Origin of the sequence: Micromonospora sp. NPDC048905 (assembly GCF_040649655.1) — a bacterium.
Classification (GTDB): domain Bacteria; phylum Actinomycetota; class Actinomycetes; order Mycobacteriales; family Micromonosporaceae; genus Micromonospora.
In genome coordinates, this window is record NZ_JBEZFV010000005.1 from 12,364 (window position 1) to 36,597 (window position 24,234).

Consider the following 24,234-nt stretch of genomic DNA (forward strand, 5'->3'; position numbering starts at 1 on the left):
AAATCCGACGGGCCGCCCTACTTCTTCTGCGTCCGTGTGGAGGTCAGCAGCCTCCGGACATGCCGCTCGGTCACGCCGAGTTCAGCGGCGATCTCTGCCATACCCGCCTCCGGGCGCCTGGCCTGAATCGCTGCCAAAGCGACGGAGGTCCTGCCAGCGCCTCGACGTTGGCGTTCAGGTGTACGAGACTGTCGGGAGCCGCCGGATGTATGCGGTGCCGTGGCGACCTGGGTCTCCGAAGTTGATCGCGGCTCTTCCGCGTCCATGTCCGCATCCGTGGAAGCTGCACCAGTACGTTCAACAATCGCGCCTCCCAGTGCCGCCGTCGTGGATACCGGCGCTCGCTGGCTTCGAGTGAGCATTTCCACCACCAGCAGCAGCGCCACTGCCGGCCATGCCGCCACGACCCGCGCCCCCACGCTCGGATGGGCGGCGGCGATGTTCGCCGCGACGCTGGCTGCCACGCCGGCCACGAACGCGATCCGGGCCGACCAGCGGACGGGTCTGGCAGCTCGTTTGTCTTCGACCATGGCGGTGGAGGCGACGATGAGCATGCCGTCGACGGAGATTGGTAGAACGAGCGCGACCTCTGGTCGCTCGCCGAATTTCAAAGCCACATGGACCATGTGGCTCCAGGAAGACCACGCGGCGATGGACGCGACGGCGGCGGTGCTGATGTTGCGGGCCACCCGGGTTGGTGTCATCGGACCACCTCCGCCCGGACCCGATCCCGGATGGTCAGGACCTCGATGGGATCGACCGCGGGACGTCCGCCGATCCCCAAGCGGGTCTGGACATCGGTCCAGCGCTCCCAGCGCCGGACCACCTCGCCGGGGTCCAGCCCGGTCGCCTCGGCGATGTCCGCCAGGTCGGCTCCACACCGCAGCGCCCGGTGAATCGTGATCGGCTGCCATCGGCTCCACCACGAGACCACGGCGGCGGCGAGCGCCAACTCCGTCAACGCCTCGGCCCGGGACGACCCGGACGACTGTTCCAGCGCATGGTCGTGGAGCTCGATCAGCACTCGGAACGGGTTGATCTTCTCGGCATCAGAGAACCGGACCGGCGGCCCGGCGTGGTGGGCGCGGTCGTCGGTCATCGTCTCCTCCAGTCGGGAGGGAGTACGTTCAAGATCGAGACCTTCCGTACGAACGTCTCGTACGCCTTGGCCTCGGTGGTGAGGGGATCGGTCGGCGTGTCGTGAAGGTGGGCGACGATCTCGATCACCATGCGGGACGGGGCCGCCCGCGCCGCTGGTGCCGTCAATCCCTCATACAGGAATTCTCGGACAAGATCGGCGCCGGTCAGCCGCTCGATCGGCGATGGCCGGTAGTCCCGCGTCATTGAGCTGACCTGCCCAAACGCAGCGGCAACGGTTCCCCGGCGATGGTCGCCGGTTGGTTCGCATGGTGGTACCTCCGGCCCGCCACGCAGTTCCCCTGGTCAGCCATGCTGCCGACGACATCAGGCGAACCGCATCGAGGTCAGCCCGTGCGGCTCTGCCGCACCCGACGGGCTCGCCGGACGTCCTAGCTGGGATTGTTCCGTAGCTGCTCGTGGAGCTGGCCGACGGTATTGACCACCGCGACGAAGTCGAACGCCTCAATTCGATCGACGTCGAAACTGCCCGTGACGATCGGCGGTGGCGCGTAGGCGTAGATCTGGCTGGCGTCCAGGTGAAGCCCGCGCCGGTGGTATGCGGCCATGGCGAGGGGGCCCAGGAGGTACCTGTCCTGGCCACCCTCGGTGTCCAATTCGGCGGTCAGGTCGGCGCCTGAGTCCCACCCCCGTACGAGCTGCCCTTCGAAGGTGTTGAGGAACCACCACGACCCGTCGGCAGACTCAAGGAACACGTCGCCGAACAGTGAGGTGAACCGCGGAGCCTTGCCGGCGAGATCCAGCCAGGCCCATGACTCCAACGCCCGAGCGTATTGCTGCTCACTGAACTGCTTGGTCAGCTCCACCGCGCCATTGGATCATGAGGCCGCTCGGGTTGCCAATCAGCCGTGGCGGCAGCGAACTGGGCCAGGTCGCGCAGCCGCAGCGACGACCGTCAGTAGCAGTCTTCAGGTCTCGCCAGGACAGTGCCTGAGCTACCCCCGGTAGCTCGGAGGACGATCTGCTGGGCTGCTTGGGCGGGCGTGAGGTGCGTGGTGTCGACGACCTCGGCCTCGGCATGCAGCCACGTGCGGGCCGCCTCGGCGTAGGGCTCAAGGTAGGTGAGGCGGAACGGGGAGGGGACGGGGTGTTCCCCCTCGATACGCCTGCGGAGGGTGTCCTGGTCAGCGTGGAGGACGAAGTGCCTTACCGGTACGGCGTGCTGGGCGAGGCCCCCGCTGATTTCGCGCCAGTACTGCTCCACCAGGACGGTCATCGGCATCACCAGCGTGCCGCCGGTGTAGTCGAGCACGCGGCGGGCGGTCTCGACGACGAGCTGCCGCCACGGCGGCCAGTGCTGGAAGTTGTCCGTCTCGGGCAGCCCCGGCCTGATGTCCATGAGTGTCTCGCCGACCTTCTCGGCGTCGAATACCCGTGAATCCGGGATCAGTTGCTGCACGAGCGCACTGGTCGTCGTCTTGCCCACGCCGTGGGTGCCGTTGAGCCATACGATCACGGGGCACACTAACGCGGGTGAGCAACCGGGCGACGTGATGGACGGGATCCTGAGGCGGGACGATCGCCGTCGGGGTCGCTGGCTATCGAGGGCAGAGCGATCGCCGCCGCGCAGCAGAGCTGCTTGCCCGCGGACTCTCGTGGGTACCGCCGGCGGCCGATGACGATGAGATAATCCCTCGGTCGCGGGTTCGAGTCCCGCCCGCCCTACATCTCCCAACCGGCAGCGCCGTAGAAATAAGTGGCTACGTCGTGTCCCAAGATCCGCCGCGTCCGCTGTCACGTGGCCGGTGCCTGATGAGGCCGAGCGCGAGGAGCACGAGCGCCAAGCCCGCAAGCATCCACGTTGTTGCGGGTCCGAACGCGCCGACGAGCCGGCCAAGGTATCCCACTGCGAGTAACAGGAAGAAGAGTCCAGCGTAGAGGAACCACAGTCCCGCATCGACCGACCGCCTCCACCGTCTCCGGGCAAAGGGCGACATGCGGCCAGTCAGCAGGAGACGAACACCGTAGCCGGCAAGGACCAGACCGCCGATGCCCAACAGCATCTGAAAGAAGGTTCGGGGGTCCACAGAGCTACCTCTACCCGGGAACCTGGTGGGCAACCAGGTTGAGGCAAGGCCAATCCGTCTCGACAGCAGCGCAGTCCGCGTCCAACCCGCAAGGTATCGATGAGTGACGGGGGATCGGCACCCCGCCCGCCGGTCAGGTTTGGTACAGCACCGCCCGGTAGCCCCACTACGCCGCGACGATCAGCACCGCGATCCCCGCCGCCAACGGCCACCAGCGACCACGCGGACGGGCGAGGGCGACGACGACTGTCGCCGCATACAGCACCGCGACGACAGTCGTCTAGAGCGTCGCGGCGGACACCCGATCGGCGATCCGGCAGCCGGCACGCGCGGGCAGGACGGTCGCGCAGATGTCATAGCGCGGCACGGCCAACCACCAGAAGCCCGCCACGGCGATCGCCGCTATCACGGTGGCCGCCGCGAGCCCAAGCCACGAGCGGATGCATCCCGAGGACCGAAGAGGAGATCGAATGAGTACGCGACCACGTCGATCCCGACGCTGGCCATGGTTCGCGCTGGGTGTCGTCGGGGTTGAGCACCGTCCCGCCAGATTTCCGTGATCGGATGCACTGTCATCAACACGAGCGCGCAGTCCCGAGGTTGGTCAGGGCGCGGGGTCCCGTGATGAATGCGAAGATCTTCCAGATGAAGCCAGCCAAGAATCCGTGGTGGCAGACAGCAAAGACGCCGAAGCAGGCTTTCGTCAGGGGAGGCGTCTGGCTCTTCCTGGCCACTGGGTGGATGGTCGTGGCCAGCGGAGACCCCACGCCGTGGCGTTGGGCATTTGCTGCACTGTGGGCGGTCGTCGGTGTGGGTTACCTGGTGTCGGCCGTGTTGCTCTGGCGACGGCAGCGCGGCTCAGGATAGGGCAGGGCCAGCAGCCGCGGTTCTTCACTACCGCGTCAATCCGATGGTCGCGGCCAGCCGAGCCACGTCGGCCGCACCGGGTCCGGCGCGGAACACGGCGGTCAGCGCTGCCCGGGCTACGGGGCGAATTCGTGTCTCCCAGGTGGCGATCCGGTCGGCGGCGACCAGCGCCCGGCCGGCGGAGCGCGGGTCGCCGAGGTCCAGGTAGGCGTGCGTGATGTCGATCAGGTGAGCGGCCCGGTGTTCGGCGGGGAGCAGGTGCCAGGCGTTGCCGCCGATGACCCGTCGGTGGGTGGTCACGGCCGATTGGTGGTCGCCGGACCACATCGCGATCAGGGCGCGGGCGAGGTCGACAGGTGTAAGGCCGAATTCCACGCCGTCGCAGTCGTGCTGACGCTGGCCGTCGGCGAGGTGAGCCGCTCGCTGGGTGAGTTCGCCTGCCGCACTGGTGTCCCCGCCGACGGCGGCGGCGAGCGCCGCTTCGATCAACAGGGTCCCGGTTACGCCGGCCCGGCGGGCGTGGGCCGGTGCCAGGTCCAGTTGGTGTACGGCGGCGACGGCGGCCGTCATCGCCAACCGGCCGCGCCCCAGGGCTCGCAGCGCCTGCGCGAGAGAGATCGCCGCCAGGCCGGCACGCAAAGGGTCGCCGGAGGCGGCGGCCATCGCCCGATCGGCGGCCAGCCAGGCGAGATCCGCCTCGCCGAGCTTGACCAGCACCTGGGCGGCGAGCCGGTATACCCGTACCAGCAAGTCGGCCGTGTCTCCCGGGTGTGTGCGGCTGTCGTCGAGCAGGTCGGGCAGCAGGCGTAGCACCTGGGGAAGGTGACCGTTGCGGTACGCCGTCCACGCGTACCCCGCTTGGGCGTCGAGCTGGGCCAACGACGGCGCCGGCCGGCCGGTGGCGGGTAGGTCGTAGCGGGCCAGCGCCGCGCGGAGGCGTTCCACGTCGCCGCCGGTGTCGGCGACCGGCTGGCGCGGGGCCTTGCCCGCGAGCAGGACGTCCGGGGCGACGCCGAGGGCGGCGGCGACCGTCTCGATCACCGAGAGCCGATCGAGGGTACGCACTCCTCGCTCGACCTTGTCCACCCAGCTCTTCGACCTGCGGATCCGATCGGCGAAGACCTGTTGGCTCATGCCCCGACGTGCTCGCAGCTCCGCCATCCGCCGCCCGATCGGCGGCTCGTTGCCGTTGCGGCGGTAGGGCTCGGTCATCGCTCCCGCCCCGGCGACGGCTCGATGGCCTCGGTGGATTCCCCGCAGCGCGGGCACGATCGCGACTTGACCCGGAAGGCGAGGAGCCCGAGCAGGAAGCCCGGCACCAGGCCGCCGAACACGATCGACACGACTGCAGAGGCCATGCGCACGCTCGCTTTCTGATGAGGCCGGAGGCCGGCAGGTCGCGACGTCCGCAGCTCACGCTGTGGTGAGTTTCCGTCGCCGACAGTCATCAGAGTTGCGCATCATGTGATGCAAGGCAAGGCAAGGGGCATGATCGACACGCCGAGCACATGCGTCAGGGCATGGCGACATGCGAGTCAGGGCGCAGAATCACGACATGCCTCGATTTACGCCAGCGACACCGCGCTCTCGGCGGCTGGGCCGGGAGCTACGCAAGCTCCGCGAAGCGAAGGAGCTGACCGGCGAGGCCGCGGCGGCGATCGTGGACTGCTCACCGTCGCGGATCAGTCGGATCGAGTCGGGTGAGATCAGACCTCGGGTCGGTGACGTGATGGAGTTGCTCGTCGCGTACGGCGTCAAGATCGACGAGGAGCCGGGGACCTCGCTGCTCGACCAGGCGCGCGGTCTGCGTGAGGACGGCTGGTGGCAGCGTCTCGGTGGCAAGTACGCCACCTACATCGCGTACGAGATCGAGGCCGTTGAACTGAAGAACTTCGAGCCGATGCTCGTGCCCGGTCTACTCCAGACCGAGAGCTACGCCCGCGAGGTCAACGTCATCGGCCGGGAGACCGACCCGGAGACCATCGACCAGCGGGTTTCCGCCCGGATGACCCGGCAGGAGGTGCTGCGTCGGCAACCGACTCCGCTGCGGATGCACGCCATCCTCTCCGAGGCGTCCCTGCGCACCGAGGTCGGCGGCCCGGATGTCTTGCGTGAGCAACTCGATCACCTGGTCACCCTCAGTCGGCTGCCGAACGTGACGATCCAGGTGCTGCGCTTCGAGGCCGGCGCCCACCTGGCGATCAGCAGCGGCTTCGCCCTGCTCAGCTTCGAGCGGGACGAGCCGCCACTGGGCTACATCGAGACCCTGGCCGGCGAGCTGTTCCTTGAGTCGAGTCGCGACCTGGCGCGGCTGTCGGCGGCGTACGACAATCTGAAGACGCTGGCGCGGTCACCCGCCGAGTCGATCAAATTCGTCAAGGAGCTGAGCAAGCATGGAACGTAACGCCTGGCGCACGTCGAGCCGTTCCGGCAACAACGGCCAGTGCGTGGAGGTGCGCGACCGGTGCGTCCAGGTCGATGTCCGCGACTCCAAGTCGCCCGATGCCGGGATGCTGAGCTTCGCGCCCGCCGCCTGGGACGCGTTCGTCGGCACGATCAAGGGGAACGTCTGCCGCCCCTGACCCACCGGGACGGTGGCGTGGTTCAGGGCATGCGGGTCACGGTTCCCTCTCCTTGATCCTCACCGGCCGCCACCTGAAGAACAAGACTGTTTCTTCGTCCGCGATGTCGGCAGTCTTTCGTGGCATGGGCGCTGACAACCAAGCTGTAGATCTCGCTCGCCGTCTGTCCCATGTGCGGTGGCTCGGCGGGGGCACCGGGTCAGGCAAGAGCACTCTCGCCCATGCCCTGGCCGCGCGCTACGACGTGCTGATCTACGACGGCGACCGCGCGGAGCGCAGCTACGTCAGCCGGTGCACCGCGCACGAGCAGCCGTACCTCTGGGCGTTGCTGCACGCCTCGCCCGCGCGGAATTGGAACAGCCGTAGCGCCCAGGAGATCTTCGAGTCGATGCCGAGCCTGCACGGGGAGACGTTCGGGTTCGTGGTCGACGACCTGCTCGCGATGCCCGCTGAGCGTCCGGTCGTGGTCGACGACTTCCGTACGCTGCCCGGCGAGGTCGCTCCGCTGCTGACCTGGCCGGAGCAGGCGGCCTTCCTGCTGCCCACGCCGCGCTTTCGGGATCGGGCACTGCGGTCCCGGTTCGCCGACGCCAGGAGAGCCCACGCGAACTGGGGAGACAGCGACCACAGCGAGGCGCTCGCGCTGCGACTGGGTCGCGACGAACTGTGGGACGCCGAAGTCCGCCGCCAGGCCGTCGAGCTGCGCCTGCCGGTGGTGTCCGTCGACGGTTCGCGTGACAGTGGCGACCTTGTCGATGACCTCGCAGCCCGGTTTCGGCTGGGCCAGCCACGCCAGTGACCCGTGCGTGGCGGATTCGGCCGCCACGCACACCCGTCATCGGACCTCGATGACGACCTTCCCGAACGGGCTGGCCGACTCATAGTGCCGGAACGCCGCGCCGGCTTGTTCGAACGGGAACGCACGGCCGGTGACGGGCCGAAGCTGGTGCGCGGTGATGACCTCGTTCAGCTTAACGAACTGGGCGTGACTTCCGACTGCCAACGCCCGGACCGTCGCAGCGACACCGAACAGCAGGCGAGGGTCGACCGGTGGCCACTCACCCGAGAGGGACCCGACGAACGCCACGTGTCCGTTCACGGCAAGCGACTTCAGCGACTGCTCCAGCATGCCGGCGGTGTCGACGACCCGGTCGACCCCTCGCCCGCCGGTGATGTCGCGGACCGCGGCATGCCAGTCGGGAACGGCGCGATAGTTGACGACCTCGTCCGCGCCCAGGTCACGAAGGCGCTGCTCCTTTTCGACCTGGCCGGTCGTGGCGATCACTTTCGCACCGAGAAGCTTGGCCAGCTGAACGGCGAACAGTGAGACGCCGCCCGATCCGGTGGCCAGCACCGTGTGCCCGGGCTGGATCCCGGGGCCGTCCCCGGTCAGCGCGTTCCAGGCGGTGACGGCAGCGCACGGCAGCGTCGCGGCCTCGGCGTAGGAGAGGTGCTCGGGGACCGGGACGAGGGCCTGCTCGGGCAGGACGGCGATCTCGGTGAGCATGCCATCGAGGGAGCCTCCCAGTTGTGGCAGGTACGACGGTTTCAGGGGACCGTCCAGCCAGTGCGGGAACAGCGCGGCGGTGACCCGGTCACCCGGTCGCACCAGCTGGACACCTGGCCCCACGGCAATCACCTGCCCGGCGCCCTCGGAGACGGGGACGACGTCCGATTTGACCGGCAGCACGTACTGCCCCCGCAGCACCAGCAGGTCGCGGAAGCTGAGCGAGACGGCGTGGACCGCGACCGCGACCTCGCCGACACCCGGCGGGATCAGTGCGTGGGTACGCAGCTTCAGGCCAGTAATCCCATCGCCGCTGTTCACGCGGTAGCTGCGCACGGACGGCGGCAGACTCCGGTCGGTGCGGTTCGTCAGGTCGATGTCAGCCATGCTGATCCCTCGGTCGTGGATGATCGTGCGACCACGACTCTTCTGCGCCGCATGCGCCGCGACAATTCCTCGGAGGGAATCGCCATCCGGCGCGGCACCCGGTACACCTGACGAATGATCACCGAATCCGCCAGCGGCGGGCTCGCGGCCGCGTTGCGTACCTGGCGCTCCCGACGACGCGTCAGCCAACTCGAACTGGCGGTGCGGGCCGGCACCACACAACGGCACGTCAGCTTCATCGAGAGCGGACGCTCGCTCCCCGGCCGGGCGATGATCATACGGCTGGCCGAATCGCTGGAGATGCCGATCCGCGAGCGCAACGAACTGCTCCTCACCGCCGGATTCGCGCCCGCGTACCCACAGCACGACCTGGACGACCCCCACCTGGCGCCGATCCGAACCGCCCTCGAACGCGTGCTGCACGGCCACCTGCCGTACCCGGCCGTGATCGTCGACCGGCACGGCGACCTCGTCTCCGCCAACGCCGGCTTCCACCTGATCACCCGGGGAGTGGACCCACAGCTCCTCACCCCACCGGTGAGCGTCCCCCGGGTCCTGCTGCACCCCCGCGGTCTCGCACCCTGCATCGTCAACCTTGACGAATGGGCCTGGCACGTCATCGACAGCGTCCGCGCCGAGAGCGTCCGCAACCCGAGTGACCGGCTCCAGCGCCTCGTCGAGGAACTCGTCGACCTGGCACCTCCGCGGCCACGACAACTCTCGCCACACCACCTCGGGTTCGCGGTGCCGCTGCACCTGCGCACGAGCGGCCCGGAGAACCGGGAGCTGCGGCTCATCACCACACTCACCCACTTCGGCACCGCCACCGACGTCACCATCGCCGAACTGCGACTGGAGGCCTTCCTCCCGGCCGACGAGAGCACGAGCGCCGCACTGGCCGAACTCGTCAGGTGGTAGACACCATCTGCCGGCCGGGGCCTCAGCCGAGGTGCAGCAGCAGGACCTGGTCGTCGCCGAGGTCGGAGATGCTGTCGCGCAGCAGCGTCAGCCCGTCCAGACCGGCGGTGCCGCTCTCCTCGAACTCCATTCCCATCTCATCGAAATGGGCGGTCAACTCCTCCGCGCGGTGCCTGCCGGGGTCGAGCTGATCCAGGAACTGCCGGTGGGCTGGCGTGATCAACACGGTGAAGCCGAGCACGCTGTTGATGGCATTCGACTCCGCATCGAACTCCGACTGCTGTAGGTCGACGCCGCGCTCCTCCAGATAGGTCAGGACGTACAGCATGCAGTACCCGGACCAGTCGTACTCCTGGCGCGCCGGGCCCCCGTGCTCCGCGAGGTACGAGTGGAGCGACGATGACGATGTGGCGGCCAGGCGGGCCAGCTCGGTGACGCTGTCCCTGGGGACCACGGTCAGTGACGTGATCGCGGACATCAGACCCCCTGTCGTATGCCGGGCAGGCTACCGGGAGGGGGTGACACGCTTCGGACCCTAGGGACGACCCACATCGGTTCGGTTCAGGAGTCGGAGCCTTCGATGCGGACGGCGATGCCGTCGAGGATCAACTCCAGCCCGAGGGAGAAGTCCGCGTCGGCGATCGTCGCGTCGGGAGTGTCGGACGGTGGCGCCTCGAACAGGGGCGAGGAGAACAGGCGGGCCGTCTCGGGGAAGCGGGCGGGATCGACGAGCCGGGTCAGCGCCCGGCCGTATTCGCGTTCGGCGTCGGCCTGCCCCTGGCCTTCGGCCCTACCCTCGGCGAGTTCGCTGTACTGGCGTACGGACTGGGCCACATAGCCGCTGATCAGGGACAGCGCGCCGATTTTGTGTGCCCAGTCCAGGTGGGTGTGGGACATGATCGCCAGTGCGGCCTCCATCCAGGCGATCTGGTTCGGCCCGGCGGGCGGCCCGGAGGCGGGCACACGCGTCAGCCACGGCCGACGCTGGTACACCGAGCGCTGCGCGAAGGCCCAGCGGCGCAGCCCTTCCCGCCAGTCGCTGGTGTCGAGTCGTGGTGGTGGACCGAGTGCGGCGTTGGCCATGAGGGTGAGCAGTTCGTTCTTGGATCCGACGTGACGGTAGAGCGACATGCTCGTGAAGCCGAGGCTCTCGGCGACCTTGGGGAGCGTCACGCCGCCCAGACCGTCGCGGTCGGCGATCGTCACCGCCGCGGCGACGACCATGGTGACGTCGAGGGCCGCGGGCCGCCCGAGCCGCGACGACTCTGGCATCCCCCACAGCCGGCGCAGTGGCGCTGGAACGAAGTCCTCGCTGGTCATGGGCTCTCACGTTCGCCCCGGACAGTCACCGCACCATCATGCCAGACGCAATTAGTGTGCCTGTGATACTTTCTGTCTGAAACTAAATCAGGCGAGCGGGGGAGACGAACGTGAGCATGCACACCGCGGTGCGGACATCGAGAGGACCGGTGCTGCGCACCGAACGCGCCCTCGCCCCGGACCTGGCCCGAGGAGCGATGCTGCTGATCATCGCCCTGGCCAACGTCGTCGGAGTCGTCTTCGCCGGCGAGCCCGGTCTCGACGCCACCCCCGAGGGCGTCGACCGTGGCCTCAACCTCCTGCTCTTCGAACTTGTCCATGCCCGCGGATATCCGGTCTTCGCCGTGATGTTCGGCTACGGACTCGTCCAGCTCGCCCGCCGCCAGGAGACCTCCGGTGCCACGCCGAAGCAGGTCCGCTCCGTGCTGTTACGCCGTAACCTCTGGCTCGTCGTGTTCGGTTTCGCGCACGCCGCACTGCTGTACTACGGCGACTTCCTCGGCGCGTACGGCATCGTCGGGATCGCGATGACCCTGCTCCTCCTGCGCCGCAGCGACACGTTCCACCGGATCGCGCTGGTGCTCTGGGCGCTGGCGACAGTCGAGGTGCTGGTCATCGGCGCCATCGTGGTCAGCGCCATCCTCGGCGCCTCGGGCTCGTCGGCGCCGCTGCCGTCGACCCACGTCGACTCCCTCGCCGCGCCCGGGTACGCCGCAGCCGTGCTGGACCGCCTCGGCGAATGGCCGGTGCACACCCTTACCGTCCTGCCCTTCATCATGATCGCCTGGCTGGGCATGTGGGCCGCTCGCCGTCGCGTCCTCGAGGAACCGGCCCGCCACCGGACCCTGCTCACCTGGACCGCCATCCTCGGTCTCGGCCTCGCCATCGCCGGAGGACTCCCGGCCGCCCTGGTCAGCGCCGGATGGCTGCACGTCGACGAGTCGGCCGCCGGTCTGGCGTTGCTGCTCCACGGTGCCAGCGGCATGTTCGCCGGACCCGGCTACGTGGCCGTCTTCGGCCTGATCGCCATGCGAGCCACGCGGTCTGGCCTTGTCGTGGGCGCACTCTCCGCCCTGGGGCAGCGGTCCCTGTCGGGGTATCTCTTCCAGTCCGTGGCCTGGCTCGTCCTTCTGGCACCCTTCACGCTCGCCCTCGGCGACCGTTTCGGCAGCCCCACGGTGACCGGCCTGATCATCGCGGTCGCCGTCTGGCTCGCCACCGTGCTGATGGCCCGTCAGCTCGACAGGCGCGCGCGACCCGGTCCCGCCGAGGTCGTCCTGCGCCGCCTGACCTACCGGCCCCGGACGTGATGTCCGCACCGTGGCCGGGCCGCCGCCGGCGTACGACAATGTGCGGACGTCGGCGCGGTCGGTCACGCAGGACAGCCCGACCGCGAAAACACAGGGGGAGTACGCCGACCTGGCCCAGCAGGAGGTTCACCTGGTGCACGGCACGCGCGGTGAGTTGATCGAGCGCCTCGCTGAGGCGGTCGGGTCGGTCGTGGTCGCCCACCCGACCCGGGTCGCCGTCGACGGACCACCCGCTGCCGGCAAGACCACCCTCGCCGACGAGTTGGCGGTCGCCCTGCGCGAACGGGGCCGCGACGTCATCCGCGCCACGATCGACGATTTCGTCCACCCCCGGGCACAGCGCTATCCGCGCGGCGAGTACTCGGCCGAAGGTTGCTACTACGACACCCACGACTACGACGCCCTGAACCGGGTCCTGCTGGATCCGCTCGGCCCGCGCGGAGATCGACGCTTCCAACACGCGATCTACGACCATGCCGCGGATGCTGTGCTGTCTCCGCCGATCACGACTGCCCCGGCGGCCGCCGTGCTCGTCTTCGACGGCGTCTTCCTCCTGCGCCCGGAACTGATCGATCGGTGGGAGCTGCGCATCTTCGTGTCGACGGCACTGGAGAGGACCGTGGATCGTGCCGTGAGACGCGAGCGCCTGGTGTCACCTCGGGCGGCCGTCGAACGACGCTGGCGCGAGCGTTACATCCCCTCCCAGCAGCTCTACTTCGCCGCGGCTCGCCCGGCCGAGCACGCGGACATCGTCGTACACAACGACGATCCCGAACTGCCGGCCTGGGAGATCGCCAGACGTCTCACGAGCCCGCCGATCGGCCCGCTGGATCCACCCCCGCCCTAGGGGTCGCCGGGACTCTGTTCGCGGGTGCGCCTGATGCTGGCGACCTCACCCCTGATGGGCAGCCAGTAGAAGGGGATGAACGCGGTGACCACGACGAGGCCCACGACCGGATGGAGAGCGCCCAGCGCGGTTCCGGCGGCGATCCAGACGGGCGCGGGACGGAACCGTCTGCTGATCGCCCAGGCGGTGTCGTTGTCGGTGGTGGAGGTGAGCAGGCGCCGGCCAGACCTGGCGTACTCCCAGATCACGTTGAAGAGGAGGGCGGCCACCTCGTAGGTGGCCCCGTAGAAGATGAGTGCCGTTGTCTTGCCCTCGCCGGACTCGAACGCGTGGGCCAGGAGGGACGAGGCGAACGGCAGGAACGCGATCACCATCAGCAGCAGGGTGTTGAGCAGGAGCAGCATGCGATCGGCGGAGCGGATGTGATCGAACATGACGTGGTGATTCACCCACATCTGCCCAATCAGCAGGAACGTGATCGCATAGGCCACGTAGGAGGGCCACAGCTCGATGAGGCCGCGAAGGAGGTGCGCAAAGTCCTCCGGCGGGCGGATCTCCAGGACGAGCAGGGTAACGGCGATGGCAATGACCGCGTCGCTGAACGAGATGACCCGCTTCGGATCTCGCTCGGCGCCGATCGGGTTGCTGGACCTGGTCGGGTCCTTCCTGGAGGCGCGGCGAGCCGCGCGAAACCAGCGCATGAGCCTCCCCCAACTTTCCGGTGCCGCCGGTTTCCCACCGCCGCGCGAGCCAAACCGCCGGGAAACCGCCTGCCGTCGGGGTCCGGCCTCCGAGTCGCGCTGCGGCCCGGCCGGGAGGCGAGTGCCCATGGCACCGGCGTCCGCACCGCGGGGCACCATGTCTGCCGGACGCATGGTTGTCTGGATTCCGGCGTCAGAGAACACGTGGGGGAGCACACCGTGACCGAGCCTTACCAAGCCCAGCAGCCGCAGTCGCCGTACCAGCCGGGCGGCCCGGTTCACCCGCCACAGCAGTACCAGCCCCATCCGATCGGGCAGCAGGACCCCGGGTCGGGTCAGCCCGGCCACCTGCCATCGCCGCCGGCCGGCGCATCAGGGCGCAAGCCGCTGCTGCTCGCCGGCGTCGCCTTCGTCGCCCTCCTGATGCTCGTGGCCGCCGGCCTCACCGTCTACGAGGGGTTCCTCAAGGAGGACTCCGGGCTCGCCGCCTGCAAGCGGCTGGCCGAGGGCAAGAGCCCGGACGGCAGCGTCAAGGGCTCCGGCGACCTCAAGCTCACCGAAGCCGAGTATCGGCAAACGCGGGAGGTGTTCGAGGACTCCCGGTACGAGGACATTCGCAAGCACGGCACCACGCTCATCGACATCGCCTGGCGGATCTCGCAGCTGCCGAAGGGGCAGGAGTCGGATGCGTTCGGGTTGCTCACCGCGGCGGGCACCGCGTCGACGGGGCTCCAGACGGCCTGCGCCGACCAGGGTGTGCTCATCAAGACGAACGTCGAGTAGCGTCGCCGAGTCAGCTGTGCAGGGAGTCGCTGGGCGACTGGCCGTGCGCCGCTCGATAGTCGGCGGCGAACCGGCCCGTGTGTGGGTAGCCCCAGCGGTGCGCGATCTCGGCCACGGTGGTCCCCTGGGTCGGATCGGCCCCGAGCAGGTCCTGGTGGGCCCGGTCCAGCCGGGTGCGCCGCAGGTACGCCATCGGAGTGGTCCCCAACTGGCGGCGGAACGCCGCCCGGAGGGCGCGGGGCGTGACGCGGGCCGCCTCGGCGATCTGGGCAGCGGTGATCGCTTCGTCGGAGTGCGTCTCGATGAACGACACGGCACGGCGGACCGGGCCGGCGGGCAACGGGACGGCCTCGACCCGGTGCGACATCGTCATCGCGGAGTTCGCGAAGACGGCGAGCGCGGCCGAGGCGACCTGGTCGATCGCGGCACCGACCACGAGCGGACTGCGGAGCGGCTCCGACGGCCCGTTGAGAAGGTCATAGAGGTGAAGCGTGGTGCTGTGCCAGAACTGACCCATCTCCCTGGAGACTGGCGTGATCGCCTCGAACCGAAAGTCGACCGGATCGATGCCCGTCCGCTCGGTGGCGGCCTCGGTCACGGTGCGCAGGTCCAGGTTGACGCTGTAGATGTCGAAATCCCGGCAGATGTTGGTGAACGGGCGGCCGGTCGGGTTCAGGAGCACCTCGCCGCGACCGGTCCGCGTCTCGTCCCGCCCATCCCGTGTGTCGACCTGCCCCTGCAGCACCGAGAGGAAGATCAGGTCGGTCAGTGGCTCGAAGAAATGACCCTCGATGTCCGCGCCGCACCGCACCCGACTCACCAGGACCGGCCCCGCCTCCACCGATTCCTGCTGATAGGTGAACTGCCCGGTGACGTTGTGTGACCGAAGTTCGATCCCCGCGCACTCCTGGCTGATCACGTCGTGCGCCCCCGAGACCTCACGGGCCTCGTACCTGCGCCGGATGGGCGTACCCACCGAATCATCGCCATGCTGCATGCCGGCTCCTCGTTGCCAAGCTGGGGCCGTCTGACACGTCTGCTTGGCGACGCGCGGATTGGTCGGAGTGCTTGGAATGTGAGGACGGTCCACTGTCCTCAACGACGGCAAGCGCCCGCCGACATGGGTAGAAACCTACCCGCCACAGCGACGACGGAAACCTTGCTGTCCATTATCCGCACGAGACAGGCCAGATAACGCCGACCAGAGGCACCAAAAGAGGCCGCTGCGGGCGGGACGTGGTAGTTCCGAGAGAGCGGATTTCCGCTATGGACCAGTCCGTACCACAGGCACCCGCCAGGCGGACGGCGCCGATCGTCCCGGACGGCCGAAACGCCGCGCCGAACACGCTCCGAGCCGGACCAGGCGCCGGGCGGGTAGTCGCACCCGGTGTCGGCCACGCGCCCGAGCGACACCAGGAGACGCACCCATGAGAACCGCCTACGGGCTGCACATCGAGGGACTCGACGAGGTCGTCGAACTGGACGCCGACACCTGCCCACCCGTGGGAAGCCGACCGGTGACCGTACGGCAGCGGCACGCCGTCCCACCGCCGCCCGCGCCGTTGAACGCCGACCGGATGGTCCGGATACTCGCCGACGGCCGTACCCTCGACGTGAACCGGGCCAGCGGCAGCGCCACCTTCTACGGGCCGCCGCTCGCCGCGGACCTGCTCGCCCACCCGTACCTCGCCCCGGTGGCCGTGGTGGTCAACCGATGGGCCGAGCGGGAGACCTTCCACGCCGGGGCGTTCGTCCACTCCGGACGTGCCTGGGTGGTGCTCGGTGGTCGTACCGCCGGCAAGAGCACACTGCTCGCGGCGCTCGCCGCCCGGGACGTGCCGGTGCTGGCCGACGACATCGTGGTCTGTGCGGCCGGCGACGTGCTCGCCGGTCCACGCTGCGTGGACCTGCGAGAGCCGATCCCCGGTCTCGGGTTGCCCACCCGGGTCGTCCGCGACGACAGCCGGCTTCGGCTCATCCTGCCCGCCGTCACGCCCCGCCTGCCGATCGGCGGTTGGATCTTCCTGCACTGGGGCGACCGGCTCGCGGTGACCCCGGTCGGTCCGGCCGAGGTGCTGGCCCGCCTCGTCGCCCGTCGATCCCTGCCCGAGTTGCCCTCCGACCCGAGCGCGCTGCTCGCGCTCGCCGCCCGGCCGGGTTTCGACCTGACCCGTCCCCGCGACTGGGCGGCCCTCGATGCCACCCATCGACTCCTTGGTGCCGCGCTCAGCGGGTCGCTGCCGTGACGACCAGCCCCGGCCGCACCCTGAATGCGCTGGCCCGGCTGATCCGTGGCCACGGGCCACGTGGTGTGGCCCTGGCGGCGTGGACGATGCTGGCCTGTCGGCGAGTACGGCGCCAGCTCGCCCGAGGTGGGCTGGGCGCGGTACGCCTCACCGCGCCCCCGTCCGGCGGTAGCGACACGTTGGTCCGGCGGGCGCTGGGCCGCAGCGGGGGCAACTGTCTGGAGAGCGCGCTGGTGCGGCAGCGCTGGTTCGCCGAGCGGGGGGTGCCGCGGACCGTGGTGATCGGGGTCAGCGCGCCGGCTGCCGGTTTCCACGCCCACGCCTGGCTCGACGGTGACCCCGACCCGCACCGGCACGGGTTGGCCGAGATTCTGCGGCATCCGGTCCCGTCGGCCTGGCTGCGCTGACCGTTGCGCAGCCAGCAGGATCGTCAGGGGGACCGGCCGACCGGGGTCGCATCGTCGCGGACCCCGATCGGCCGGCGATCGGGCCGACCCAGGGTGAGTGGCTCGGACAGCAGGGGGTAAAGCTGAGAAACGGGGATCGACGTTGCCGACTGAGTTGTCGGCAACCCGACAATCTTGCCCGGAAAAACGCGTAACCACATTGACACAGTCATGCTGCTCACTCCGGAGACTGCCTCGGCGCAGCCCGGAGACGCGGGATCGAACTCGATTGTTGCGTAGCAGCGAACCATCACGCGACCTGTAGTTCGTGAAATGGCCAGTCTTGTACCGGAATTGGATCGACTTGTCGGCTCGGCGTGTCGCAGCCGCGGAGGATGCCGCGGCAGCCGTCTGGAAGTCTCCGACAGGCCGTTGCGAACCACCGCGTGGCACGTTCAAACAGATCGGGCCGGATTGACGGCCGACGGAGGTGACGGCCCATGGCGTGGACGGGGAATGTTGACGGGCAGGAGCCAGTCAGCCGAGACGTCGTCGAGACTGACGACCCAGAAGAAGCACACCACGTGATCGCACTCCAGTACGGGGAACATCGAGTGCGGATCTCCGGACCCCCCGCGCGATTCCGCTACCGGCAGGCGACGCTGCGTGTCGAGGACCTGGAAATCGGTGAATCCCGATACACCATGCGCAACCGCGCCGAGTCGTTGCCCTATCGCGACTTCACGGCGGTGACAGTGGCGCACGGCCGGTACGCCGTCCGTACCGAGGACGACGAGTTGCGCCTCGGCCCCAACATGACAGGTCGCTACCCGGCGGTGGCTGGGGTCCACCTCATCGACGATCTGGCGGCCGTCTTCGTCCGGCTGCCGATGCAACGGGTCGCGGCGGCCGCCTCCGTCCGCACCGGCCTGCCCATTGCGAACTTCCGGTTCACCACGATGGCACCCCTGTCCCCGGCGATGGCCCTGCTCTGGCAGTCGGTGACGGCGTTCGCCCGGCGACAACTCGCCGTCAACGCGGTGACCGCCAGCCCACTGGCCCGCGCTGGCCTGGTGGACCTGCTGACGACCACCGCCGTCGCGGTGTTCCCGAACACCACGATGACCATCAACTACCTGCCCGGGCAGGCGGGCGTCGGCCGCGCGATCGTGCGGCGGGCCGCCGAGTTCATCGAGGCCCACGCCGCGTCACCGTTGACCGTGGGCCGGATCGCCGAAGCCTGCGAGGTCAGCCAACGCGCGTTACAGGTGGCGTTCCAGCGTTACCACGGGCAGACCCCGATGGCCTTCCTGCGCGCCGTCCGATTACGCCAGGCGCACTGGGACCTGCAACACGCCAAGCCGGGGCAGACCGTGGCGGAGACGGCCCGGCGTTGGGGCTGGACCCATCCCGGGCGCTTCGCCCAGGCGTACCGCGAGGCGTACGGCTGCCATCCCTACGACACTCTCCGCGCAACGAGCGCATCGGTGCCGGTGGAGCCCGGTCAGTGACGAACCCCGGCCGGCGGTGGACGGGGTTGGCTATCCGAACCGGTCGGCGAGCTTCGTCAGCTTGGCGACGTACGCCGGCCAGTCGTACCCGTCGGGGAGGTTGTCGCTCTTCCCTCGCCAACCAACCGCCCCGTCGAGCTGCTCGCGCATGATCCGGGCACTATCGTGCTGGCGTGCACATCCGTTTCGACGTCCCCGCCGATCCCGCCTACCCGGGCCGGGTGGCCGACGCGCTCAGCCGTGTACGCCTGCGCAGGTACGGCATCATCGGCGCAGTGCTGGTGGCGGTCGGGGCGATCGGCCTCGCCGTCTCGCGCGGCTCCGACCGGGCCGACCAGATCTCGCCGCTGTGCGTGACCCTGGTCGTGGCCGGCCTGCTGTCGATGCTGTACTCGCCGTGGGTGCGGTGGCGTGCCCGGCGACGCTCCAGCGGTTACGCGGTCGAGGGTGCCTACGACATCACCGACAACAACATCATGATGCGCAGCGGCTCGCAGTCCAGCGGCATCGCCTGGGACGGGGTAACCCAGGTGAAGGAAACTCCCGAGTTCTGGATCGTGTTCGTCGGGCGGATGCCGGCGACAGTCATCCCCCGTCGCCTGATGTCCGCCGAGGACGACGAGACGCTGCGGGCCTACCTGGCCACACGTGATCTGCTCCAGTGACCACCCGGTACGACCTTCGGCCCGCAGCGAAGGTGCTTCTGGGCCGGAGCGTCCGCGCCGGACCCGCTCTCCGTAGACTGCTGCTGTGGATGGGGTCTTCCTGCTCCGTCAGATAGTCGCCGGGCGGGCGCACATGGCCGAGGTCGCCGCGGTGGCGGAGCCGGCCGAGCAGGATCAGGTGGTCGTCTCTCCCCACGCGTTCGACTGGTTGCGGGACCGGTACGGACCGCATGCCGTGGTCGACCGACCGACAAACGTTGAGCTGATCGCCGAGGCGGTCGAGGGCGCCGAGTACGCGCTCGCGCACGTACCTGGTCGCGACCGTGCCATGCGGGTGACGCTGACGATGATCCACGATCTACCGGTCGACACCGGCGACGGCGACATCAAGCTGGCCGCCGCTCAGGCGGTGGCTGCCGCGCTGGGTGGCCGCCTGGACCCGGCTCCGTACCTGGGCGCCAACGGTGCTGTCTTCCCGGCCTAGCCATGGCGCAGCACGGCGTACTCCCCGCTCGGCTGGCCGCGCTGGCCCCCTCGACCCGCTGGATGGCGTCGGTCTGCACCGGCGGACTGTTGCTGGCGGCCGCCGGCCTGCTGGGCCAGCGGCAGGCAACCACCAACCGCAACGCGTACGAGGAGTTGCGCTCCTACGGCGTCGACGTCGTCGACGAGCGGGTCGTCGACGACGGGGACCGGATCACCGCGGGCGCGCTCGCGGCCGGGCTGGACCTGGCCCTGTGGATCACGGAACGAGAGCGCGACGCGGCCACCGCCGACCGCGTCGCGGCCACCATCGAGTACGCGCGACCGGCGCCCACCTGGCTCGCGCAGGGAAGGTAGAACCATGAGCGACCTCGCGCGTACGGGCCGACCCGAGAGCCGATTGCCCTGGATCGAGTCCGGCGGCGGGCCACTCGTCGTCGTGCCGTCGTCGGCGCTCACCGACTGGCAGGGCGCGATCTCCGGTTCCGGCGACCCGAATACCTGGGATGATTACGATCGGGCCTGCCGGATCGACGGCTACGCCGGGACCGTGGCCGTCGGCGACGCCGAGGCACTGGTACTGGGCGACGAACCGGCCACCACCACCTACCTCCCCGACCGGCGGATCTTCGTACGGTGGATCTACGCCCCCTCGGAGGTGGACGTCATCCGCCTCGTTCCCCGTGCGGTCGAGGTCGCTCGCTGGGAGGACGCCGGTACGTGGACGACCAGCGGGCCGGCGCGGTTGTTCGACGCCGCGTACGCCGGTGACGAGCTGGCGCACGAACCACACCTCACGGTCGACGTGGCTGCCGGCACCTACCTGATCCGTACCGCCTATGTCGATCCTGAGCGGGGGACTGCGCTGGTGCTCGTGCAGTTGGTCGAGCCGCCGCCGTCGGCGTGAACGCCGTGGCCCCGCATGGGGGCGCGCTCTCGCCCTCGCGGGCGTGCCGGTGGGCGGGCGGCCTCCGGCGGACGTACCCCCGGCCTCCGTCAGGCGTGTCGGCGCGGACCTTCGTCCGCCGCCGACGCTTGCTCGGGTGGTGTCGGAGGTGGCTCCCAATGCGTGCCGGCAATCGCGGCCGCCTGGTCGTGCGCCCGGTTGAGGATCGCCTCCGCCTCCCGTCGGGCGTCGGTCACGATGCCCTCTGCTTCGCGCCGCGCCTCCGTCCGGTGGTCGTGGGCCTGCCGCTCGGCGAGTCTGAGGATCTGCTCGACCCGGTTGCCCAGGCCGCTGAGGGTGGGCCGCCGCTGGAGGTCCAGCAGTAGCTGGTCGGTGACGACCGGAGTTCCGGTGCTCGTCCCGTCGGCTGTCCCCGCCGCGGCCCCGTCGCGATTGACCAGGCCGTCCTCGACGAGATCGGATTCCGTGGTGCCCACGAGGGACAGCACGACGCCGAGCGCGGCGACCGTGATGCCGGACCACGTGGCGGCCGGCCCGAGGGATGGGCCGACCGCGGCACCGACACCCAGCCCGAAGAGGACGGCGGCGGTCTTGGCTGGCTTACGCACGAGTCCTCCTCGGATGGCACGGGTGTGGGCTCCGCTTCCAGCATGACGAAGGAGTCAAGCAGGCCGATGCGTGGCAGACCTGGATTGAGGACGGGAGGTGGAACTGTCGCGACGTCGGTCGATGGCATCCACTGTCGCGGTGGCGATGGAAACCGTCCCGGGAGCGCGGGTCGGGTGTTCCGGACAACCTCGGACAGGGCCGTGAGCTGCCCGGACAGGCACGCGTGTGTCCGGGACAGCCATCGGCGTAGCGGCCAGCCCGGTAGGGCCAATACGCTGCGTTTCGATCAGCCAGGACGCCGGCCGATCGAGATTGGGTGACGAGTTCCGCCCACCGGTGGGCACCTCAAGCAGGTCCGACGATCAGTCCACGCTGTCGCCAATCGCACCGGCGGCACACACCGCTCAAAGGGAGAGTTCATGCGAATCCGTCGTGTCTTCTACGCAGTGGCGATCGGAGCCGCGCTGGCAGTCAGCGGGGTGGCCGCGCCAGCTCAAGCCGGCGAGAAGCCGGTCGTCTCGGAGTCCGTCCTGCAGACCCTCGGTTGGGGCCACGGCTAGCAGCGTCGTGACACCGCCCCCAACCATCACGGGGGTACAGCAAGCCGATCCCGAACAGGCGATTGAGACCCCCGGTGACCGACCCGAGTTGGTCACCGGGGGCCGTGCGGTACACGCCGTCGGTCGGGAGATTTCCCGTTGGGTCGACGCCCGACGGCGCCCGACGGCTGATCAGCGCGTCGGGCTCATGCTCGTCGTCGCGAGGCTCTCCGTGGGGGTCGCGACGATGCGGTGGCGGCGCACCGGGTACAGGATCGGGCGGGAGACGCTCCAGGCCGCGCCCGCGCAGACGAACTCCTTGTAGCGGGCCGCCAGCGTGCCCTTGAGCAGGGCGGGCCTGGCCCGGTCGTCGGCGGTCACGTACTGGATGATGCCGTCGCGGCGGCCGAGGCTGATGCACTGGTTGAAGTAGCGCAGCGGGGCCTTCGGGATCTTCGTCCGACCGGTCAGGCGGGTGGCGATGGCGTCGGCGGCCTGCCAGGCCATCGGGGTTCCCGAGGCGCAGGACATCCGCAGCGGTTTCCCGCCCGGTCCCTCGGCGACTGCGGCGTCGCCGACGGCGTACACGTCGGGGTGGGAGACCGACCGCATCGTGGCGTCGACGACGATCTGCCCGGTGTCCGCGACGGTCAGGGTCGTGGCGGCGGCGATGGGGTGGACGGCGAAGCCGGCCGTCCACACGGTCACCTGGGCCGGGATCACCTGGCCGTCGCCGGTGACCGCGCCGGTGGCGTCGACCCGGGCGATGTCGGTGTGCTCGTGGACGGTGATGCCGAGCCGGTCGCAGACCCCGCGCAGGTGCTGCCGTGCCTTCGCGGTGAGCCAGTCACCGAGCGCGCCCCGGGCGGCGAGCGCGACGTCGAGGTCCGGGCGGGCCTCCGCGATCTCGGTGACCGCTTCCAGGCCGGTGAGGCCGCCGCCGACGACGAGCACTGTCGCGCCGGCCGGGAGCTGGGCCAGGCGGTCGCGCAACCGCGCTGCCGATGGCCTCCCGGCGAGGTCGTACGCGTGCTCGGCGACGCCGGGGACGCCGTGGTCCGCGCTGGTGCTGCCGAGGGCGTAGACGAGCGTGTCGTACGCGATCTCGTCGGTGCCGTGCTCGGCGACGAGCGCGACGGTCCTGCGGTCGACGTCGACGGCGGTGACCCGGGCCACCCGGACCTCGACGCCGGTGCCCGCGTAGACGTCGGTCAGCGGTCGGCGCCTGAGGTGCTGGCCGGTGGCGAGTTGGTGCATACGGACCCGCTCGACGAAGTCGTCGTCGGCGTTGACGATGGTGATCTGCGTGTCGTCGCGGTGCAGCCGCCGGGCGAGACGCCCGGCCGCGATGGCTCCGGCGTATCCAGCTCCGAGGACGACGATCCGGTGCTTCATGGTGTCACTCCTGTCTCGGTGAGGGTCGCTTCCAGAACCGGACAGCGTCCCGATTCCTGACAGGAGTCGGCTGAGAGCTGGGTCACCAGACGTGCAGCAGGGGCTCCCCGTGCGCGGAGGTGGACCAGTGGCGGGTGGCGCGTACGAGCTTGTCGGGGTTGACCTGGACGTGCAGGGCCGCGACGCCGTCGGGAGTCACCTTCAGCGTCATGACCCCGACGACCTGCTCGTCGAGCACCACCACCAGCGCCGGGGCGCCGTTGACGACCTCGGTGTAGAGGGCGGGACTGCCGCCCACGATGTCCCGTTTGGCGGTGCTGGGCGCGAACAGGCCGCGCAGGAACCTGGCCACCGCCAGCGCGCCGACGACGGGTGTGGTCCGGGCCGGGATCTTGCCGCCGCCGTCGCCGATGCTCGTCGCGTCGTCGGTGAGGAGTGTGACCAACCGCTGGGTCTCGCCGTTGGCGGCCGCCGCGAGGAACTCCTCGACGATCCGGCGCGCGGTGGCGCCGTCGACCTCGGCGCGGGCGCGGTCGCCGGTGACGTGCTGCTTGGCCCGCCGGTAGATCTGCTGGCAGTTCGACTCGCTGACGCCGAGCATGTCGGCGATCTCCGCGTGTGTGTAGCCGAAGGCCTCGCGGAGTACGTACACCGCGCGCTCCTTGGCCGACAGCCGCTCCAGCAGGGTGAGCACCGCCATGGAGACCGACTCGCGCTGCTCGGCGGTGTCGAGTGGGCCGAGCATCCGGTCCCCGGCCAGGACCGGTTCGGGCAGCCAGGTGCCCACGTACGTCTCGCGTCGGGCCCGCGCCGAGGTGAGCTGGTTGAGGCACACGTTGGTGAGGGCCTTCGTCAGCCAGGCCTCGGGCGTCTCGACGCGCTGCCGGTCGGCGGCCTGCCAGCGCAGGAACGTGTCCTGCACCGCGTCCTCGGCGTCACTTGCCGAGCCCAGCAGCCGATAGGCGATCGCCCCCAGGCGAGCCCTGGCGCGTTCGAAGAGCTCGACGTCGTCCGGACTGAGCGGCATGGCTCGATAGTTAACCACGCCCGCGACCCCGTCGGCCGAGCTGTGGGCATGCCAGCCGG

Annotated in this window: 31 protein-coding genes and 1 pseudogene; 16 read left to right on the forward strand and 16 right to left on the reverse strand. The window is 69.7% G+C overall.

The features are described from left to right. Positions 1–17: 17 nt before the first annotated feature. From AB0C01_RS14480 to AB0C01_RS14505, 6 genes are all read right to left on the reverse strand, one after another. On the reverse strand, positions 18–704 hold the full coding sequence (locus tag AB0C01_RS14480) for a DUF2637 domain-containing protein (RefSeq protein WP_357571346.1): 687 nt from the start codon (positions 702–704) through the stop codon (positions 18–20). Next, positions 701–1,099 carry a hypothetical protein gene (locus tag AB0C01_RS14485; protein ID WP_357571347.1) on the reverse strand — a complete coding sequence of 133 codons (399 nt, stop codon included), beginning with the start codon at positions 1,097–1,099 and terminating at the stop codon, positions 701–703. The genes AB0C01_RS14480 and AB0C01_RS14485 overlap by 4 nt, the downstream gene beginning before the upstream one ends. After that, a complete protein-coding gene (locus tag AB0C01_RS14490; protein WP_357571348.1) occupies positions 1,096–1,344 on the reverse strand; it encodes a hypothetical protein in 249 nt (82 codons plus the stop codon). The genes AB0C01_RS14485 and AB0C01_RS14490 overlap by 4 nt, the downstream gene beginning before the upstream one ends. A 185-nt stretch (positions 1,345–1,529) precedes the next feature. After that, positions 1,530–1,964, reverse strand: a complete 435-nt coding sequence (locus AB0C01_RS14495) for a hypothetical protein (protein ID WP_357244712.1) — start codon at positions 1,962–1,964, stop codon at positions 1,530–1,532. 89 nt (positions 1,965–2,053) lie between these two features. Next, on the reverse strand, positions 2,054–2,614 hold the full coding sequence (locus AB0C01_RS14500) for an AAA family ATPase (RefSeq protein WP_357244714.1): 561 nt from the start codon (positions 2,612–2,614) through the stop codon (positions 2,054–2,056). Between the two features lie 851 nt (positions 2,615–3,465). Beyond that, entirely contained in the window at positions 3,466–3,594 is a 129-nt protein-coding gene (locus tag AB0C01_RS14505) for a hypothetical protein (RefSeq protein ID WP_357571349.1), read from the reverse strand. Positions 3,595–3,809: 215 nt separating this feature from the next. Between AB0C01_RS14505 and AB0C01_RS14510 the strand changes: the two genes are divergently transcribed. Beyond that, positions 3,810–4,052 carry a hypothetical protein gene (locus tag AB0C01_RS14510; RefSeq protein ID WP_357244717.1) on the forward strand — a complete coding sequence of 81 codons (243 nt, stop codon included), beginning with the start codon at positions 3,810–3,812 and terminating at the stop codon, positions 4,050–4,052. Positions 4,053–4,079: 27 nt separating this feature from the next. Here AB0C01_RS14510 and AB0C01_RS14515 read toward each other — a convergent pair whose 3' ends face one another. After that, positions 4,080–5,264, reverse strand: coding sequence for a helix-turn-helix domain-containing protein (locus tag AB0C01_RS14515; RefSeq protein ID WP_357571350.1), 1,185 nt, complete (start codon positions 5,262–5,264; stop codon positions 4,080–4,082). Beyond that, complete coding sequence (locus tag AB0C01_RS14520; protein ID WP_357571351.1) at positions 5,261–5,410, reverse strand: hypothetical protein; 150 nt, start codon at positions 5,408–5,410, stop codon at positions 5,261–5,263. The genes AB0C01_RS14515 and AB0C01_RS14520 overlap by 4 nt, the downstream gene beginning before the upstream one ends. A gap of 197 nt (positions 5,411–5,607) precedes the next feature. Here AB0C01_RS14520 and AB0C01_RS14525 point away from each other — a divergent pair, with 197 nt between their 5' ends. The 3 genes from AB0C01_RS14525 (at position 5,608) to AB0C01_RS14535 (ending at position 7,433) form a co-directional block, all read left to right on the forward strand. Continuing rightward, entirely contained in the window at positions 5,608–6,456 is an 849-nt protein-coding gene (locus AB0C01_RS14525) for a helix-turn-helix transcriptional regulator (RefSeq protein WP_357571352.1), read from the forward strand. Next, positions 6,446–6,634: a DUF397 domain-containing protein gene (locus AB0C01_RS14530; protein WP_357571353.1), complete on the forward strand. Its 189-nt coding sequence runs from the start codon at positions 6,446–6,448 to the stop codon at positions 6,632–6,634. Before AB0C01_RS14525 ends, AB0C01_RS14530 begins: the two co-directional genes overlap by 11 nt. A gap of 124 nt (positions 6,635–6,758) precedes the next feature. Then, positions 6,759–7,433, forward strand: a complete 675-nt coding sequence (locus AB0C01_RS14535; protein ID WP_357571354.1) for a hypothetical protein — start codon at positions 6,759–6,761, stop codon at positions 7,431–7,433. Between the two features lie 36 nt (positions 7,434–7,469). Here the strand turns inward: AB0C01_RS14535 and AB0C01_RS14540 are convergent, their stop codons facing one another. Beyond that, complete coding sequence (locus AB0C01_RS14540) at positions 7,470–8,528, reverse strand: NAD(P)-dependent alcohol dehydrogenase (protein WP_357571355.1); 1,059 nt, start codon at positions 8,526–8,528, stop codon at positions 7,470–7,472. Positions 8,529–8,642: 114 nt separating this feature from the next. Here AB0C01_RS14540 and AB0C01_RS14545 point away from each other — a divergent pair, with 114 nt between their 5' ends. Beyond that, positions 8,643–9,446: a helix-turn-helix transcriptional regulator gene (locus AB0C01_RS14545; RefSeq protein ID WP_357571356.1), complete on the forward strand. Its 804-nt coding sequence runs from the start codon at positions 8,643–8,645 to the stop codon at positions 9,444–9,446. A gap of 22 nt (positions 9,447–9,468) precedes the next feature. On the opposite strand, the gene AB0C01_RS14550 is transcribed toward AB0C01_RS14545, so the two are convergent. Together AB0C01_RS14550 and AB0C01_RS14555 are read right to left on the reverse strand one after the other, a co-directional pair. Continuing rightward, positions 9,469–9,924: a hypothetical protein gene (locus AB0C01_RS14550; RefSeq protein WP_357571357.1), complete on the reverse strand. Its 456-nt coding sequence runs from the start codon at positions 9,922–9,924 to the stop codon at positions 9,469–9,471. Between the two features lie 83 nt (positions 9,925–10,007). Further along, entirely contained in the window at positions 10,008–10,766 is a 759-nt protein-coding gene (locus AB0C01_RS14555) for a TetR/AcrR family transcriptional regulator (protein WP_357571358.1), read from the reverse strand. A 116-nt stretch (positions 10,767–10,882) separates the two neighbouring features. On the opposite strand from AB0C01_RS14555, the gene AB0C01_RS14560 reads away from it, so the two are divergent. Together AB0C01_RS14560 and AB0C01_RS14565 are read left to right on the forward strand one after the other, a co-directional pair. Continuing rightward, entirely contained in the window at positions 10,883–12,076 is a 1,194-nt protein-coding gene (locus tag AB0C01_RS14560) for a DUF418 domain-containing protein (protein WP_357571550.1), read from the forward strand. Positions 12,077–12,206: 130 nt separating this feature from the next. Continuing rightward, entirely contained in the window at positions 12,207–12,923 is a 717-nt protein-coding gene (locus tag AB0C01_RS14565) for a uridylate kinase (protein ID WP_357571551.1), read from the forward strand. Here the strand turns inward: AB0C01_RS14565 and AB0C01_RS14570 are convergent. Further along, positions 12,920–13,828 (reverse strand): TMEM175 family protein, encoded by a 909-nt coding sequence (locus AB0C01_RS14570; protein WP_357571359.1) that lies wholly within the window; start codon positions 13,826–13,828, stop codon positions 12,920–12,922. The genes AB0C01_RS14565 and AB0C01_RS14570 overlap by 4 nt on opposite strands. Before the next feature lie 15 nt (positions 13,829–13,843). Here AB0C01_RS14570 and AB0C01_RS14575 point away from each other — a divergent pair, with 15 nt between their 5' ends. After that, a complete protein-coding gene (locus AB0C01_RS14575) occupies positions 13,844–14,407 on the forward strand; it encodes a hypothetical protein (RefSeq protein WP_357571360.1) in 564 nt (187 codons plus the stop codon). A gap of 10 nt (positions 14,408–14,417) precedes the next feature. Here the strand turns inward: AB0C01_RS14575 and AB0C01_RS14580 are convergent, their stop codons facing one another. Then, a complete protein-coding gene (locus AB0C01_RS14580) occupies positions 14,418–15,404 on the reverse strand; it encodes an AraC family transcriptional regulator (protein WP_357244739.1) in 987 nt (328 codons plus the stop codon). Between the two features lie 430 nt (positions 15,405–15,834). On the opposite strand from AB0C01_RS14580, the gene AB0C01_RS14585 reads away from it, so the two are divergent. From AB0C01_RS14585 to AB0C01_RS14615, 7 genes are all read left to right on the forward strand, one after another. Continuing rightward, a complete protein-coding gene (locus AB0C01_RS14585) occupies positions 15,835–16,653 on the forward strand; it encodes a hypothetical protein (protein ID WP_357571361.1) in 819 nt (272 codons plus the stop codon). Further along, entirely contained in the window at positions 16,650–17,060 is a 411-nt protein-coding gene (locus tag AB0C01_RS14590; protein ID WP_357571362.1) for a lasso peptide biosynthesis protein, read from the forward strand. Before AB0C01_RS14585 ends, AB0C01_RS14590 begins: the two co-directional genes overlap by 4 nt. A gap of 563 nt (positions 17,061–17,623) precedes the next feature. Next, on the forward strand, positions 17,624–18,550 hold the full coding sequence (locus tag AB0C01_RS14595; RefSeq protein WP_357244744.1) for an AraC family transcriptional regulator: 927 nt from the start codon (positions 17,624–17,626) through the stop codon (positions 18,548–18,550). A gap of 173 nt (positions 18,551–18,723) precedes the next feature. Next, positions 18,724–19,215, forward strand: a complete 492-nt coding sequence (locus tag AB0C01_RS14600) for a YcxB family protein (RefSeq protein ID WP_357244746.1) — start codon at positions 18,724–18,726, stop codon at positions 19,213–19,215. Between the two features lie 85 nt (positions 19,216–19,300). Beyond that, on the forward strand, positions 19,301–19,699 hold the full coding sequence (locus AB0C01_RS14605) for a hypothetical protein (protein WP_357244748.1): 399 nt from the start codon (positions 19,301–19,303) through the stop codon (positions 19,697–19,699). Positions 19,700–19,701: 2 nt separating this feature from the next. Beyond that, positions 19,702–20,055 carry a DJ-1/PfpI family protein gene (locus AB0C01_RS14610; protein ID WP_357244750.1) on the forward strand — a complete coding sequence of 118 codons (354 nt, stop codon included), beginning with the start codon at positions 19,702–19,704 and terminating at the stop codon, positions 20,053–20,055. A gap of 4 nt (positions 20,056–20,059) precedes the next feature. Continuing rightward, positions 20,060–20,605 (forward strand): Imm21 family immunity protein, encoded by a 546-nt coding sequence (locus tag AB0C01_RS14615; RefSeq protein ID WP_357571363.1) that lies wholly within the window; start codon positions 20,060–20,062, stop codon positions 20,603–20,605. 170 nt (positions 20,606–20,775) lie between these two features. On the opposite strand, the pseudogene AB0C01_RS14620 reads toward AB0C01_RS14615, so the two are convergent. Continuing rightward, positions 20,776–20,949, reverse strand: a pseudogene (locus tag AB0C01_RS14620) (DivIVA domain-containing protein); the annotation flags it as partial. A 684-nt stretch (positions 20,950–21,633) separates the two neighbouring features. Between AB0C01_RS14620 and AB0C01_RS14625 the strand changes: the two are divergent. After that, the gene (locus tag AB0C01_RS14625) at positions 21,634–21,774 is read left to right on the forward strand and encodes a hypothetical protein (protein WP_357244754.1); all 141 of its coding nucleotides are present in this window, start codon (positions 21,634–21,636) and stop codon (positions 21,772–21,774) included. Positions 21,775–21,945: 171 nt separating this feature from the next. Here AB0C01_RS14625 and AB0C01_RS14630 read toward each other — a convergent pair whose 3' ends face one another. Beyond that, the gene (locus AB0C01_RS14630; RefSeq protein WP_357571364.1) at positions 21,946–23,148 is read right to left on the reverse strand and encodes an FAD-dependent oxidoreductase; all 1,203 of its coding nucleotides are present in this window, start codon (positions 23,146–23,148) and stop codon (positions 21,946–21,948) included. Between the two features lie 82 nt (positions 23,149–23,230). Next, on the reverse strand, positions 23,231–24,175 hold the full coding sequence (locus AB0C01_RS14635) for an RNA polymerase sigma-70 factor (protein ID WP_357244758.1): 945 nt from the start codon (positions 24,173–24,175) through the stop codon (positions 23,231–23,233). Positions 24,176–24,234 lie beyond the last annotated feature (59 nt).

Coding starts and splice junctions, on each gene's coding strand:
- AB0C01_RS14480 (WP_357571346.1), bottom strand. CDS start 704: ATGACACCAACCCGGGTGGCCCGCAACATCAGCACCGCCGCCGTCGCG.
- AB0C01_RS14630 (WP_357571364.1), bottom strand. CDS start 23,148: ATGAAGCACCGGATCGTCGTCCTCGGAGCTGGATACGCCGGAGCCATC.
- AB0C01_RS14540 (WP_357571355.1), bottom strand. CDS start 8,528: ATGGCTGACATCGACCTGACGAACCGCACCGACCGGAGTCTGCCGCCG.
- AB0C01_RS14555 (WP_357571358.1), bottom strand. CDS start 10,766: ATGACCAGCGAGGACTTCGTTCCAGCGCCACTGCGCCGGCTGTGGGGG.
- AB0C01_RS14525 (WP_357571352.1), top strand. CDS start 5,608: ATGCCTCGATTTACGCCAGCGACACCGCGCTCTCGGCGGCTGGGCCGG.
- AB0C01_RS14510 (WP_357244717.1), top strand. CDS start 3,810: ATGAATGCGAAGATCTTCCAGATGAAGCCAGCCAAGAATCCGTGGTGG.
- AB0C01_RS14515 (WP_357571350.1), bottom strand. CDS start 5,264: ATGACCGAGCCCTACCGCCGCAACGGCAACGAGCCGCCGATCGGGCGG.
- AB0C01_RS14530 (WP_357571353.1), top strand. CDS start 6,446: ATGGAACGTAACGCCTGGCGCACGTCGAGCCGTTCCGGCAACAACGGC.
- AB0C01_RS14625 (WP_357244754.1), top strand. CDS start 21,634: ATGCGAATCCGTCGTGTCTTCTACGCAGTGGCGATCGGAGCCGCGCTG.
- AB0C01_RS14615 (WP_357571363.1), top strand. CDS start 20,060: ATGAGCGACCTCGCGCGTACGGGCCGACCCGAGAGCCGATTGCCCTGG.
- AB0C01_RS14545 (WP_357571356.1), top strand. CDS start 8,643: ATGATCACCGAATCCGCCAGCGGCGGGCTCGCGGCCGCGTTGCGTACC.
- AB0C01_RS14610 (WP_357244750.1), top strand. CDS start 19,702: ATGGCGCAGCACGGCGTACTCCCCGCTCGGCTGGCCGCGCTGGCCCCC.
- AB0C01_RS14560 (WP_357571550.1), top strand. CDS start 10,883: ATGCACACCGCGGTGCGGACATCGAGAGGACCGGTGCTGCGCACCGAA.
- AB0C01_RS14635 (WP_357244758.1), bottom strand. CDS start 24,175: ATGCCGCTCAGTCCGGACGACGTCGAGCTCTTCGAACGCGCCAGGGCT.
- AB0C01_RS14490 (WP_357571348.1), bottom strand. CDS start 1,344: ATGACGCGGGACTACCGGCCATCGCCGATCGAGCGGCTGACCGGCGCC.
- AB0C01_RS14585 (WP_357571361.1), top strand. CDS start 15,835: ATGAGAACCGCCTACGGGCTGCACATCGAGGGACTCGACGAGGTCGTC.
- AB0C01_RS14520 (WP_357571351.1), bottom strand. CDS start 5,410: ATGGCCTCTGCAGTCGTGTCGATCGTGTTCGGCGGCCTGGTGCCGGGC.
- AB0C01_RS14550 (WP_357571357.1), bottom strand. CDS start 9,924: ATGTCCGCGATCACGTCACTGACCGTGGTCCCCAGGGACAGCGTCACC.
- AB0C01_RS14485 (WP_357571347.1), bottom strand. CDS start 1,099: ATGACCGACGACCGCGCCCACCACGCCGGGCCGCCGGTCCGGTTCTCT.
- AB0C01_RS14580 (WP_357244739.1), bottom strand. CDS start 15,404: ATGCAGCATGGCGATGATTCGGTGGGTACGCCCATCCGGCGCAGGTAC.
- AB0C01_RS14535 (WP_357571354.1), top strand. CDS start 6,759: ATGGGCGCTGACAACCAAGCTGTAGATCTCGCTCGCCGTCTGTCCCAT.